The organism is Nocardia flavorosea (assembly GCF_015477805.1).
Taxonomy (GTDB): Bacteria; Actinomycetota; Actinomycetes; order Mycobacteriales; family Mycobacteriaceae; genus Nocardia; species Nocardia flavorosea_A.
This window is the reverse complement of record NZ_JADLQL010000006.1, coordinates 407,349-420,602: the sequence shown is the minus strand read 5'-3', so window position 1 is coordinate 420,602 and position 13,254 is coordinate 407,349. Positions and strand designations below refer to the sequence as shown.

Sequence of the window (13,254 nt, the reverse complement as noted above, 5' to 3'; positions counted from 1 at the left end):
TAGAGTTACGGCGGTTATAGCGGCAGGGAAACGCCCGGTCCCATTCCGAACCCGGAAGCTAAGCCTGCCAGCGCCGATGGTACTGCACTCGACAGGGTGTGGGAGAGTAGGACACCGCCGGAACATACTTTCGCGAGAGGGGACCCAGAATCTGGGTCCCCTCTCGTCGTTTTTGTACGGGATTTCTACCCGTTAGACTCGAGGCGAGTAGTGCTCGCCGCTATCGATTCGACTGATTTCCATTTGAGAGAGGGATCCGCCGTGCCGGAACAGAGCGATGGCCGGAAGCCGTTCCGGCGTAATTCTTCTGGGGCGGAGAACGGGTTCCGCCGTGCCGGTGACGGCAAAGGCACACCTCGCGCCGGTGGGGAAAAATCAGAGGACGGCCGGCCGGGTGGGCGAGGGAGTTTCCGTCGTGACGGAGAGGCATCCGGCACCACCCGAAACGACCGTGGTGCGGCGCGAGGCGACCGCGGCGAGCAGACGCGGGACCGACGCGGTGGGGCCGGCGGCAGCGGACGCGATGACAACCGTGGGGCGTTCCGGTCCGACCGTGGTTTCGGCGCCGATCGGGGCCGACCGCAACGTTCCGGGTCGGCCGGAGAACGCGGCAGCAGGTCCGGCGGATCCGATGATCGCGCTCGTTTCCGGGCCGATGATTCGCGGGCCGGGCGATTCGGTGCGGCTCCGGATACCGGACGCGGTGAGACACGAGGATCCGGCAACCGTGGCTCCCGGCCCGGTGGGGAGAAACCGGATCGCGGCTATCGTGAGCGCGATGATTTCCGGGGGGCTGCGGACCGTCCGGGCACCGATACCCCCGGTGGCGGTGCCCGGGGGCGGCGCGACTTCGGCGGGCGCGGCGGCCGACGGGAAAGTTCCGATGATCGCCGGTTCGGATCGCGTGGCGGGGCCGAACGCCCGAACCGCGGAGCCGGCCGAGGTTACGAGGCGGGCGGCGCGTCGAGTTCTTTCCGCGATGCCGGGCCGGGCGGTCCGCGCCGTCGGGGCGGTGAGGGCGCTGCCCGGGGAGCAGACCGGCGGCCGCCGCGTCCCGACGAGCCCGATCTGCCCGAGGATGTTCAGGCCGGCGATCTCGATTCGTCGATCCGGCGCGATCTGCTGAGTCTCGACAAGGGCAACGCGGAAACCGTGGCGCGCCATCTGGCCATGGCGGCGCAACTTCTCGACGACGATCCACGATTGGCCTTGGCGCACGCCCGGGCGGCACGGCAGCGGGCCGGGCGGATCGCGGTGGTACGGGAGACTGCCGGAGTCGTGGCGTATCACGCCGGTGAGTGGGCCGAGGCGTTGTCGGAGCTGCGCGCTGCGCGGCGGATGGCCGGTGGGACCGGGCTGCTCGCGGTGATGGCCGACTGTGAACGGGGCCTGGGCCGGCCGGAGCGCGCGATCGAAATCGGCCGCAGTGACGAAGCCCGGTCGCTGACCGGCGACGACGCGATCGAACTGCGCATTGTGGTCGCGGGTGCGCGGATGGACTTGGGAGAGTACGACCAGGCCGTGGTCACCCTGCAGACCCCTGACCTCGATCCGGCTCGCACCGGGTCCGGGCCGGCGCGGCTGTTCTATGCCTACGCCGATGCGCTCGTCGCGGCTGGGCGTACCCAAGAAGGTCTGACATGGTTCTTCAACGCCGCAGCAGCTGACCTCGATGGTGAAACCGATGCAGAAGAACGGGCAGCGGAGTTGACCGGGGGTTCCTGACAGCGGCATGGCCGGGTCGAGATGTGGGGCGATGTTCTGCGTGCCGAAGTTCTGCGTGCCGAAGCTCGAATCAAACCGGTGCGACCGGCCAGTTGAGTTCTGTGCGCAGATCGGCGGGGTCCATCTGCGGGTTCGGCTCGGTGACGTAGACCTCCCACCTGTTGTCGCCCGGTGTCAGACCTCGGTCGGTGATCCAGGAGTACAGCCGGTCCCAGCTCGCGCCCAGCTCATCGAATGACCCGTGGTGGACGAGCCTCGCTGTCGGGCCGGCCGGGAGCCGGTCGGCGACGACCTCGTCCTCGGGAACGATCTGCCGGTCGACAGGGAAACCGACCGCGATCTGCATGGTCTGCTCGCTCGTGGCGCCGTAGCAGGCCAGCGCTGGTCCGCTGATGCTCACATCCTGGTTGGCGAGCACCGTTGCGAGGCGTGTGAATGAGGTATCGAAGAAATCCCTGATCATGGCCGGGGAGACGAGGCCGTGGACAACCGCCAGGGTCGTTTCGGCGACCTCCAGCAGTCGCGGTCGAGTACTGGGATCGAGGGGCGCGTCGGCCACATTTCCTCCACTATCCGATGTTTCCGGGGTTGTACGGCACGCGCCGGCGCGGGTGCCGTTGATGAGGACGAAGCAACAGCCGGGAATTCATCGGTGTGCTCGATCCCGCCCGGGGTGGCCCGACGCTTTCGACAGGGGGATTGCGCGGCATACCGGGTGACGTGCGTACCGGCTTCGACTTCGGTGTCCTGCGGATCAACTCGGAGCTCAGGCGGTCGATACCGATATGAACCCGGGTTGACGAGGGGATCTGTATTCGGCCGGATCGCGGGTAACCACGCTGCGACAGCGCTGAAGTCCGTTTGACCATCGGGGGCAGCAGACGGGACCCGTTCGAAGGCCACGGCCCGCGCCGGTCGGCCGAATTGCGTCTCCGGGTCGATGACGGACATGCGAGACGGCTGCCATATCCATCAGGTGAAGGGGGGACGGGGAGGTCGTACACCCGGAGTGTGGCTTCGGTAGCAGCCGGGCGACGACGTAGGGTCCGAGTGTGCAGGATGTAAGTGGAACGCGGTTGCGGGACGGGTACGAGGCGTTGCTGCTGGATCTGGACGGGACGCTGTATCGCGGATCCGCGGTGATCGAGGGCGGGCCGGCGGAACTTGCGGATGGGCGGCAGCGGCTGGTCTATGTCACCAATAACGCCAGCCGGGCGGCGGGGTCGGTGGCTGCTCATCTTGCCGAGATGGGGTATCCGGCTACCGAAGCCGAAGTGGTGACCAGTGCGCAGGCGGCGGCGCGGCTGCTTGCCGGGCGGGTCGAGCAAGGCGCGGAGGTCCTGGTGGTCGGCACCGACGATCTGGCTGCCGAGGTTAAGTCGGTGGGGTTGCAGCCGGTGCGGCGGGCTACGGAAACAGTGGCGGCGGTGGTGCAGGGGCATTCCCCGCAGACTGCGTGGCCCGATCTGGCCGAGGCGTCGTACGCATTGCGGGCGGGGGCGGTCTGGGTGGCCGCGAACACCGACCGGACCCTGCCGAACGAACGTGGTCTGGCGCCCGGTAACGGGGCCATGGTCGCGGCGTTGCGAGCCGCTTCCGATCGGGAGCCGGAGGTGGCGGGAAAACCTTTTGCTCCGCTGCTGGAGAATGCCTTGGAACGGGCCGGGACCCGGGCCGCGCTGGTGGTGGGAGACCGGCTCGACACCGATATCGACGGGGCCGAGAATGTGGCGGTGGACTCACTGCTGGTCCTCACCGGCGTCAGTACGATCGACGAACTGGCCGGGCTGCCGACACACCGGTGGCCGACCTATATCGCAAGCAGCCTGGCAGCACTGAACAACGCGCCGGCGCTCGCCCACAGCGACGACCCGGCCGCCGTCCGGCGGGAACTGGACGCACGGCCGGACCGGGCGCTGAGGGTCCGCGCGCCCCGTTCGGAAATCCGATAGCGTTGACCTCACGATGACTACCCCGACTCCTCGCCCGAACACCCCAGGCGCCGCCCGGGTGCCGCTACCCGGTCAGCATCTGCCCGGGGCGGCCGGACCCGGCGATCTCGCCGATCCGGACAAGATCCGTGCCGAAGTTCGCGAACTGCTCACCGAACTCGCCGAGCGGCCGGCCGGTGGCGGCGTTGCGGGGGACGAATCCGCCGGAACCGACCTGGCCCGCCGCGCGCATATCCTGGAGCAGGCACACGAGGTGCTGGTCCAGGCTCTGGCCACGGTGGACAAGATCTGAGGTGGCCAGGCGGGCGCGGGTGGACGCGGAACTGGTCCGCCGCGGATTGGCGCGGTCACGTGAGCATGCTGTGGAATTGATCGGTGCCGGGCGGGTCCTGATCAACGGTGCGGTGGCGGTGAAACCGGCGACCGCGGTCGAAGCCGGCACACCGCTGGTGGTCAAGGAACAGGTCGACGAGGTGGCCTGGGCATCGCGCGGAGCCCGTAAACTGCTGGGTGCGCTGGCGGCTTTCGAACCGCGGGGCCTGGCGGTCGCGGGCCGGCGCTGCCTGGACGCCGGGGCGTCCACCGGCGGGTTCACCGATGTGCTGCTCAGTCGTGGGGCGCGGGAGGTGGTGGCCGCCGATGTCGGTTACGGGCAGTTGGTGTGGCGCTTGCGGACCGACGAGCGGGTGCACGTACTCGACCGGACCAACGTTCGCTCGCTGACACCGGAGGGTATCGGCGGGCAGGTGGACGTGGTCGTCGCTGATCTGTCGTTCATCTCGCTGGGCTTGGTCCTGCCCGCGCTGGCGGCGTGCGCGGCACCGGGCGCCGATCTGGTGCCGATGGTGAAACCGCAGTTCGAGGTCGGTAAGGAACGGGTGGGGTCGGGCGGTGTGGTCCGTGACCCGCAGTTGCGAGCGGAGGCGGTGGGCGCGGTCGCCGCCACGGCGGCCGGACTCGGTTTGCGGACGGTGGGCGTGGTGGCCAGCCCGCTACCGGGACCCTCGGGGAATGTCGAATACTTTCTGTGGCTGCGCCGGGAGGATATTCCCGGCGACCAGGCCGGCGAGGTGGCGGAGATGGTGCGGCTGGCGGTAGAAGAAGGCCCGCAATGAACGCGGAAACGTCCCGGGGCAGGGAGATCCTGCTGGTATCGCATCCCGGTCGCGCCGAGATCAGTGAAACGGCGCATCGGGTGGCGAAGATCTGCGCCGAAGCCGGGATCGGGTTGCGGGTGCTCGCCGACGAGGCCTACAGCACCCGCTTCGAATCCGGTGCCGCCCCGATCACCGAATCCGGGGGCTACCCGGTGCAGGTGGTGGCGCACGAGCCGGACGCGGCGCTGGGCTGCGAGATGGTGCTCGCGCTCGGCGGTGACGGCACGCTGCTGCGGGCGGCGGAACTCGCCCGGCACGTCACGGTTCCGGTGCTCGGGATCAATCTGGGCCGCATCGGTTTTCTCACCGAAGCCGAGGCCGAACATCTCGACGAGGCGCTCGCGCAGGTGGTGCGCCGGGACTACCGGGTCGAGGCGCGGATGACGATCGATGTCAGTGTCCGGCTCGACGACGAGATCATCGAGCGCGGCTGGGCACTGAACGAGGCCAGTATCGAGAACGCCGCGCGGATGGGTGTTCTGGAAGTGGTGCTGGAGGTCGACGGGCGGCCGGTGTCGTCCTACGGGTGCGACGGGATTCTTGTCGCGACCCCTACCGGTTCCACCGCGTACGCTTTCTCGGCCGGCGGGCCGGTGGTGTGGCCGGAACTGGAAGCGCTGCTGGTGATTCCGAGCAATGCGCATGCTCTGTTCGCCCGGCCGCTGGTGACCAGCCCGGACTCCCGGATCGCGGTCGAATCGGTTGCCACCGGCCATGATGCGATAGTTTTCCTGGATGGCAGGCGCACCCTCGCATTGCCGCGAGGCGGCCGGGTCGAAGCGGTCCGGGGTGCCGAGCCGGTGCGGTGGGTGCGGCTGGATTCCGCGCCGTTCGCGGACCGGATGGTGCGCAAGTTCGAGCTGCCGGTAACGGGTTGGCGGGGCCGGCGGCGAACGGAGGGCACACGTGCTGACAGAGATACGAATTGACGGACTGGGCGTTATCTCCACGGCCACTGCGCAATTCCACGAAGGGCTGACGGTGCTCACCGGGGAAACCGGCGCGGGCAAGACGATGGTGGTCACCAGTCTCCACCTGCTCAGCGGGGCCCGGGCCGATGCCGGACGGGTGCGGCTCGGCGCGAACCGGGCGGTGGTAGAGGGCAGGTTCAGCCTCGACGAGGTGAACGCGACCGCGCGCGGTGAAGCCGAGGTGGTGCTGGAGGCGGCGGCCGCTGTCGCGGACGACGACGGTACGGTGATCGCGATCCGCACGGTGGGCAGCGACGGCCGCTCCCGGGCGCATCTGGGGGGCCGCGGGGTGCCGGCGTCGGTGCTGGCAGATTTCACTGCACCGCTGCTGACCGTACACGGCCAGAACGACCAATTGCGGTTGCAGCGGCCCGAACAGCAACTGCGGGCGCTGGACCAGTTCGCGGACGCGACGGTGGCGCCGTTGCTGCGCGAATACACCGAGCAGCGGCAGGCCTGGCTCGATGCGCGCAACGCGTTGCTGGAACGTACGGCGCGCAGCCGCGAGCTGGCGGCCGAAGCGGAACGGCTCACCCAGGCCCTCGCCGAAATCGATGCGGTCGCACCCGAACCGGGGGAGGACGAACGCCTGGTCGCGGAGATCCGCCGGCTCAGCGATCTGGATTCGCTGCGGGAAGCGGCGGCCACGGCGCACGCGGCGCTGGCCGGGCCCGAGGACGATCCGGGAGACAACGCCGGAGCGCTGGACGCGCTGGGAGTTGCGCGGTCGCGAGTCGAAGGGGCCGAGGATCCGGCGCTGGCGGCGCTGGGGCCGCGGCTCGCGGATGCGATCGCGGTGGTGGTGGATCTGACCACGGAATTGAGCGGTTACCTGTCGGAACTGCCGTCGGACCCGGGGGCGCTGGACTCCATGCTGACCCGCCAGGCCGAACTGAAATCGCTGACCCGCAAATACGCACCCGATATCGGCGGGGTGCTCGCCTGGGCGGACGAGGCGCGGGCGAAGCTGGCATCACTGGATGTGTCCGAGGAGACGCTGGCGGCGCTGGCCGCGGAGGTCGAGGCGGGCGCGGACCGGGTGCGAGCCGTGGCGGTGAAACTGTCGCAGGCGCGGACCGCGGCCGCCGGTGAGCTGGCCGTGGCGGTGAGCGAGGAACTCGGTGGTCTGGCGATGGGGAAGGCGCGCCTGGATGTCGAGGTCCGCCCGGTGCCGGCCGGGCCGCAGGATTCGGCGCCGCTGCTGATCGACGGTACCGAACTCCATGCCGGGCCGGCCGGGATAGACGAGGTGGAGTTACGGCTGGCCGCGCATTCCGGGGCCCAGTCGCTGCCGTTGAACAAGAGCGCGTCGGGCGGTGAACTGTCCCGGGTGATGCTGGCGCTCGAAGTGGTGCTGGCGGGTAACGAGCACGGGGTGACCATGGTGTTCGACGAGGTCGACGCCGGTGTCGGCGGGCGGGCGGCGGTCGAGATCGGGCGGCGGCTGGCCCGGCTGGCCCGCACCCATCAGGTCATCGTGGTGACCCATCTGGCGCAGGTCGCTGCGTTCGCCGATACGCATCTCGTGGTGAACAAGTCCGATGACGGTGACGGCACCGTGAACTCGGGGGTTCGGGCGCTGACGCAGGACGAGCGGATCGTGGAACTCGCCCGGATGCTGGCCGGGCTCGACGACACCGAAACGGGTCGCGCGCACGCCTGGGAACTGCTCAATATCGCGCGAGCGGAACGAATGGCGGCGCGCTGATCCAGGCCGGCGCCCCGGTGCCACCATAGGCGATGGCGGAGTACGAGTGTCCGGCGCGGAACAGAGCTGAAGGTGTTTCGGGCAGTTGGTCGATCGCGCCGCTCCGGTCACCACCACCGGGATGAGGGCGGCAGGTGGATTCGTTGTTGCGCCGCGGCGTGGGTCGATGATGAGCTGACTGTTTCTCGGCGTGGCCCGGGCGTTTGCTCGGCTGGTGCCGCGCGGTTGCCAGTAGGAGGAACGATTCGATGTCCACTACCGCAGGCAATGACGAACCGCGCCGGCCAGGCGAACCCGCGCGGACCGCGTCCCGGTGGTGGTATGTGTCCATCATCGTGATCACGCTCGCGGTGAGTGTGTGTTGCGTAGCGATGCTGTGGATGCTGATGTCGGACGCTGCGCTTCCCGTCCTTGTGCTTGCCGGCTGGGCACTGGTGCTGCTGGGTGTGCTGTGGCTGGTGATCGGGCTGTTCGGTGCGATCCGCTACCACCGGTACCGGTGGCTACTGCTTGCGCCCGGTGCGGTCGCATCGACCTGTGTCCTGGCGTGGGCCGATATTCCCGAAGATCTCGGGTGGCGGATTTCCAGCGGAAGTCTCGAAGATCTCGCAACCGGCTGCGCGGCCTCGGCCCAGGGGCGGTACGGCGTCTACACGATTACGTCGGTGGTGAAACGCGACGACGGTTGCCTTCTCTACACCGATGGTGGCCTCGTCGATCCCGTCGGATTCGCGTATCTCCCGCACGGTGTGCCCGGCCGTGGGGCAACCCACTACGACGGGGATTTCCGCTACGTCCCACTCGAGGACAGTTGGTACCGGTTCGTCCAGCGGTTCTGATCCATCGACGAGAACATCGAGGTGTACCGCACCCTGCCGACCGAGGAACCGATCGTTACCCTCTGCCGTCACCGAGACGTGCGATGGTCGTTCGGGCCGCGGCCCGAGCCTGCGTGACCGGGGCGGGCGCGCACCGTGGTATCAGGCCGCTGTCAGCTGTTGCGGCCGGTCAGCGGACGGCTTTGCGGGCGGCGGCAATGAATTGGTTGATGAGGCCCTTCAGGCCGATCTCCAGTGCCTTGGCGGGTACGGGCAAGGAGGGATCGGAGGTCATCGTGTAGACGACACGGGTGCCGTTGCCGGCGTCGGCGAAGGTGATGACGCCGGTATGGCTTTTCACCGGAGCGCCCTTGACGATCTTGTATTCCATCCGCTCGTTCGGCACCAGTGCGGTGATCTCCTCCACCACACCGACCGGTCCGACACCGATCTTGTGCTGGGCGCCGACACCTTCGCGTTCGGTCTCGCCGGGGCGCACCAGCGTGACGTTCACGGCGAGATAGGGGGTGATGCTCTCGCGGTCGGCGAACAGCCGGTACACGGTCGCCCGCGGGGCGGCGATCACGGTATCGACGGTGGTGCTGGCCATGGCTTCTCCTCTTCGAATAGCTGTGTCCGGCAGCATACGGCGCGCCGGGCCCGGCCTCCGCGGGCAGCCGGACCGATCGATCTGTCGCCGGGTAGCTGTCCGATTGCCCGAATGGGCGAATAACCGGCCGGTCAGCGGCGTGTCTCCACCGAAGGTTGAGGGTTTACCGACATCATCGCTGCATGAGGATGCTGGCGCTGCTGTCGAAGAACTCCGAGACACTGCCCGGCCGGACCGGTACCGCCCGGGTCGACCGCGATACCCGGCGGCTGCTCACGCGGATCGGGCCAGGCGATATAGCTGTTCTCGATGAAATGGACCTGGATCAGTCCCTCGCCGATCGGCTGGTCGCCGCCGGGGTGACGGCAGTGGTGAACACCGCACCCTCGATTTCCGGCCGATACCCGAATGTCGGCCCGGAAGTTCTGGTCGCGGGAGGTGTGCTGCTGCTGGACACCGTGAGTGGCGATGCCTTCGCCCGGATCAAGGACGGTGCCCGGGTGCGGATCGAGGACGGCATCGTCTACGCCGACCGGTTCGCCCGTAAGGAACCCGAGGTGCTGATCGAATGCCTCGAGCTGGACCAGGACGCGATCGCCGAACGGATGCGGGAAGCGCGCAACGGGCTCGCCGAGCATCTGGAATCCTTCGCCGGTGATGCGCTCGACTTCATCCGGTCCGAATCCTCGCTGCTCATGGACGGTATCGGGGTACCGCGGCCGGATCTGGACCTGACCGGCCGGCAGGTGGTCATGGTCGGGGCCGGGCCGGGGCACGCCGAGGATCTGAAGAAGCTCAAGCCGTTCATCAAGGAATACGCGCCGGTCCTGATCGGTGTGGGCGCCGGCGCCGAGGCGCTGCGACGGTCGGGCTATCGGCCGGACCTGATCGTCGGCAACCCCGACGAACTGACCACCAAAACGCTGACCTGTGGCGCCGAACTGATCATTCCGGCAGATCTCGACGGCCGGGCCGAGGGCTTGGAACGGGTGAAGGAACTGGGCCTGGGGGCGACCACCTTCCCGGGCTCCGGGGCGCCCGCCGACCTGGCCCTGCTGCTCGCGCACCATCACGGGGCGGCCCTGATCGTGACGGCGGGTGCGAGCGCATCGCTGGAAGAATTCTTCGACCGCGGTCGCCGCGAGAGCAACCCGGCGACCTTCCTGACCCGGTTGAAGGTCGGGGAATCGATCATGGACGCATCGGCGGTGGCGACGCTGTACCGCAACCGGATCTCGGGCGTGCTGGCGGCACTACTGGTGCTTGCGGTGCTCGGGGCGGCGATCGTCGCGATACTCGCGGTCGGGCACGGTAGTGAGATGCTGGCCGGGGCGCACGACATGCTGGTCCGGGCCGAGCTCTGGGGCCGGGAACTGCTCGGCGGGACCGGATAGCAGGGCTGCCGCCGAAACGTTCTCGGTCGACCGCCCGCGCAGTGTTCGCCCGGGCCGGAACGGGCTTACCCGCCGACCTGGTGTCCGGCCGGGAGGGAAGTCGAGAGCCTTGAATAAGTACCGGTCACGCAGCCGTACCGGTCGTGTGGCGGTCGGGGTGCTCGGCCGCCGAGTCGGGTAACCGACCGCCGGCTGGTCTGGCGGCCGGCGGCGGTGTCTTCGCCGGCGGGGCGGTTGTCCCAGGTGTTTCCGCCGAGGCTGCGGCGTGTTGCCGCGCGGCCATGCGGTCCCTTGCAGGGGTGTGGCGCGCAACTCTTCAGCACTCGGGACGCGATCGGATATCGCGGTGCCGGCACCGTGTGCAGGGCTGTGGAATGGGGAAGAAGTGGCCGGTGGTGCGGCCGGGGCTCGAGTGGAACAGGGCGGGAGTCGCGGTTCCCGGGCCCGAGCGGCAGGGGTGGGCGATCGGGTGGTTAACGGGGAGTGGCGGTCGTTCGCCGGGGCGGTTTCGTGTTACTGTGAAGACCCGTGGGTCATACACGGATTCAGGCGCGCGCAGCCACCAAGCACATTTTCGTCAGCGGTGGTGTCGCCTCTTCACTCGGTAAGGGTCTCACCGCCTCCAGCCTCGGTCAGTTGCTGACCGCGCGAGGGCTACGAGTCACCATGCAGAAGCTCGACCCCTATCTGAACGTCGATCCCGGCACCATGAACCCGTTCCAGCACGGCGAGGTGTTCGTGACCGAGGACGGCGCCGAGACCGATCTCGATGTGGGTCATTACGAGCGGTTTCTCGATCGTGACCTGTCCAAGGACGCCAACGTCACCACCGGTCAGGTCTACTCGTCGGTGATCGCCAAGGAGCGGCGCGGCGAATATCTCGGCGATACGGTGCAGGTGATTCCGCATATCACCGACGAGATCAAGGCGCGCGTCCTGGCGATGCGCGGGCCGGACCTGCAGGGGCAGGAACCGGATGTGGTGATCACCGAGATCGGTGGAACGGTCGGCGATATCGAATCGCAGCCGTTCCTCGAGGCCGCCCGGCAGATCCGGCACGACGTCGGCCGCGACAACGTCTTCTTCCTGCACGTCTCGCTGGTGCCGTATCTGGCGCCCTCGGGTGAGCTCAAAACCAAACCCACCCAGCATTCGGTGGCGGCGCTGCGCAGTATCGGTATCCAGCCCGACGCGCTGATCCTGCGCTGTGACCGTGAGGTGTCGGCCGGACTGAAGAGCAAGATCGCGCTGATGTGCGATGTGGAGGTCGACGCCTGTATCTCCACTCCGGACGCGCCGTCGATCTACGACATCCCCAAGGTGCTGCACCGGGAGGGCCTCGACGCGTACGTGGTGCGCAAACTCGGGCTGCCGTTCCGTGATGTCGATTGGACGATCTGGGGAGATCTGCTCGACCGCGTGCATACACCGCGGGAAACGGTGGAGGTCGCGCTGGTCGGTAAGTACGTCGACCTGCCGGATGCGTACCTGTCGGTCACGGAGGCGCTGCGGGCCGGCGGTTTCGCGCATCGCGCGAAGGTGAAACTGCGGTGGGTGCAATCCGACGATTGCGAAACACCGGCCGGGGCGCAGGCCGCGCTGCGCGATGTGGACGCGGTACTGATCCCGGGCGGATTCGGGATCCGCGGCATCGAGGGCAAGGTCGGCGCGATCCACCACGCCCGGACCCGCAAATTGCCGTTGCTCGGGTTGTGCCTGGGGTTGCAGTGCATGGTGATCGAGGCCGCGCGTTCGGTGGGGCTCACCGACGCCAACTCCGCCGAATTCGAGCCCGAGACCGAACACCCGGTGATCTCCACGATGGCCGATCAGGAACAGGCCGTGGCCGGCGAGGCCGACCTGGGCGGCACCATGCGGCTCGGCGCCTACCCCGCTGTCCTGGAGAAGGGGTCGGTGGTGGCCAGGGCCTACCGTTCCACCGAGGTTTCCGAACGGCACCGGCACCGCTACGAGGTGAACAACAGCTACCGCGACAAGATCGCCACCAGCGGGCTGCGGTTCAGCGGTACGTCGCCGGACGGGCATCTGGTGGAATTCGTCGAACTTCCCGGCGATATCCACCCGTTCTTCGTCGGCACCCAGGCGCATCCGGAACTGAAGAGCCGGCCCACCCGGCCGCATCCGCTGTTCGCCGAACTGATCGCGGCAGCGCTGCGGTACAAGCTGGCCGAACGGCTCCCCGTGGATATCCCGGGTGAGCAGGAAGAGCAGGAAATGGCCGCCGCCGAGCAGGTCTCGTGACCGGCGCGCAACCGGCTCCGGGCAGCCACTCCTTCCGCACCGTCGACAGCCGGCTGGTCTACAACGGGGCCATCGTGGCGCTGCGGCTGGACCAGGTGGAGATGCCCGACGGGCGGGTCGTCGAGCGTGAAGTGGTCGAGCATCACGGCGCGGTCGCGGTGGTCGCCGTGGACGACGACGGGCAGGTCGTGCTGATTCGCCAGTACCGGCATCCGCTCGGGGAACGGCTGCTCGAACTGCCGGCCGGGTTGATCGATATCGCCGGGGAGGATCCGCTCGTGGCGGCGCGGCGGGAACTGGCCGAGGAAACCGGGCTGGCCGCGCGGAAGTGGTCGGTGCTGGTGGATGTGGCGTTGTCGCCGGGGTTCACCGACGAAGCGTTACGCGTGTACCTGGCACGCGGGCTGACCGAAACCGACCGGCCCGCTCCCGAACACGAGGAAGCCGACCTGGAACTCGTGCGGATGCCGCTCGAGGCGGCAGTGCACGCGGCCCTGGCGGGCGAGATCGTGAATGCGACCGCAGTCGCCGGACTGCTCGCGCTCAGCGCCGCCGACGCCGCGAACCTGCCGCTGCGCCCGGCCGACGCACCGTGGCCCGGGCTACCGAACGCACTGTTACGGCGCCAAGCGGCGCAACGGAACACGGACTGAGGGC

At 68.5% G+C, this 13,254-nt stretch carries 11 protein-coding genes, 1 rRNA gene and 1 pseudogene; 11 read left to right on the top strand and 2 right to left on the bottom strand.

Going from position 1 to position 13,254, the window contains the following annotated elements; all coding sequences use genetic code 11:
• The first annotated feature begins 6 nt into the window (after positions 1–6).
• A 5S ribosomal RNA gene (gene rrf, locus IU448_RS25975) occupies positions 7–123 on the top strand.
• A 714-nt stretch (positions 124–837) separates the two neighbouring features.
• Positions 838–1,725: pseudogene (locus IU448_RS25970) on the top strand (hypothetical protein); the annotation flags it as partial.
• A gap of 70 nt (positions 1,726–1,795) precedes the next feature.
• Here IU448_RS25970 and IU448_RS25965 read toward each other — a convergent pair.
• The gene (locus IU448_RS25965; protein WP_195058303.1) at positions 1,796–2,284 is read right to left on the bottom strand and encodes a GyrI-like domain-containing protein; all 489 of its coding nucleotides are present in this window, start codon (positions 2,282–2,284) and stop codon (positions 1,796–1,798) included.
• Between the two features lie 493 nt (positions 2,285–2,777).
• On the opposite strand from IU448_RS25965, the gene IU448_RS25960 reads away from it, so the two are divergent.
• From IU448_RS25960 to IU448_RS25935, 6 genes are all read left to right on the top strand, one after another.
• Positions 2,778–3,677 (top strand): HAD-IIA family hydrolase, encoded by a 900-nt coding sequence (locus IU448_RS25960; protein ID WP_195058302.1) that lies wholly within the window; start codon positions 2,778–2,780, stop codon positions 3,675–3,677.
• A gap of 13 nt (positions 3,678–3,690) precedes the next feature.
• Positions 3,691–3,969 carry a hypothetical protein gene (locus IU448_RS25955; protein ID WP_195058301.1) on the top strand — a complete coding sequence of 93 codons (279 nt, stop codon included), beginning with the start codon at positions 3,691–3,693 and terminating at the stop codon, positions 3,967–3,969.
• 1 nt (position 3,970) lies between these two features.
• Positions 3,971–4,792, top strand: coding sequence for a TlyA family RNA methyltransferase (locus IU448_RS25950; protein ID WP_195058300.1), 822 nt, complete (start codon positions 3,971–3,973; stop codon positions 4,790–4,792).
• Positions 4,789–5,763, top strand: coding sequence for an NAD kinase (locus tag IU448_RS25945; protein ID WP_195058299.1), 975 nt, complete (start codon positions 4,789–4,791; stop codon positions 5,761–5,763). The genes IU448_RS25950 and IU448_RS25945 overlap by 4 nt, the downstream gene beginning before the upstream one ends.
• Entirely contained in the window at positions 5,741–7,513 is a 1,773-nt protein-coding gene (recN, locus tag IU448_RS25940; RefSeq protein ID WP_195058298.1) for a DNA repair protein RecN, read from the top strand. The genes IU448_RS25945 and recN overlap by 23 nt, the downstream gene beginning before the upstream one ends.
• A gap of 248 nt (positions 7,514–7,761) precedes the next feature.
• The gene (locus IU448_RS25935) at positions 7,762–8,352 is read left to right on the top strand and encodes a hypothetical protein (RefSeq protein ID WP_195058297.1); all 591 of its coding nucleotides are present in this window, start codon (positions 7,762–7,764) and stop codon (positions 8,350–8,352) included.
• Positions 8,353–8,521: 169 nt separating this feature from the next.
• Here the strand turns inward: IU448_RS25935 and IU448_RS25930 are convergent, their stop codons facing one another.
• Positions 8,522–8,941: an SRPBCC family protein gene (locus IU448_RS25930; RefSeq protein WP_195058296.1), complete on the bottom strand. Its 420-nt coding sequence runs from the start codon at positions 8,939–8,941 to the stop codon at positions 8,522–8,524.
• Between the two features lie 182 nt (positions 8,942–9,123).
• Here IU448_RS25930 and steA point away from each other — a divergent pair, with 182 nt between their 5' ends.
• From steA to IU448_RS25915, 3 genes are all read left to right on the top strand, one after another.
• Positions 9,124–10,335, top strand: coding sequence for a putative cytokinetic ring protein SteA (steA, locus tag IU448_RS25925; protein WP_195058295.1), 1,212 nt, complete (start codon positions 9,124–9,126; stop codon positions 10,333–10,335).
• Positions 10,336–10,863: 528 nt separating this feature from the next.
• Positions 10,864–12,597, top strand: coding sequence for a CTP synthase (locus IU448_RS25920; RefSeq protein WP_195058294.1), 1,734 nt, complete (start codon positions 10,864–10,866; stop codon positions 12,595–12,597).
• On the top strand, positions 12,594–13,250 hold the full coding sequence (locus IU448_RS25915) for an NUDIX domain-containing protein (RefSeq protein WP_195058293.1): 657 nt from the start codon (positions 12,594–12,596) through the stop codon (positions 13,248–13,250). Before IU448_RS25920 ends, IU448_RS25915 begins: the two co-directional genes overlap by 4 nt.
• Positions 13,251–13,254 lie beyond the last annotated feature (4 nt).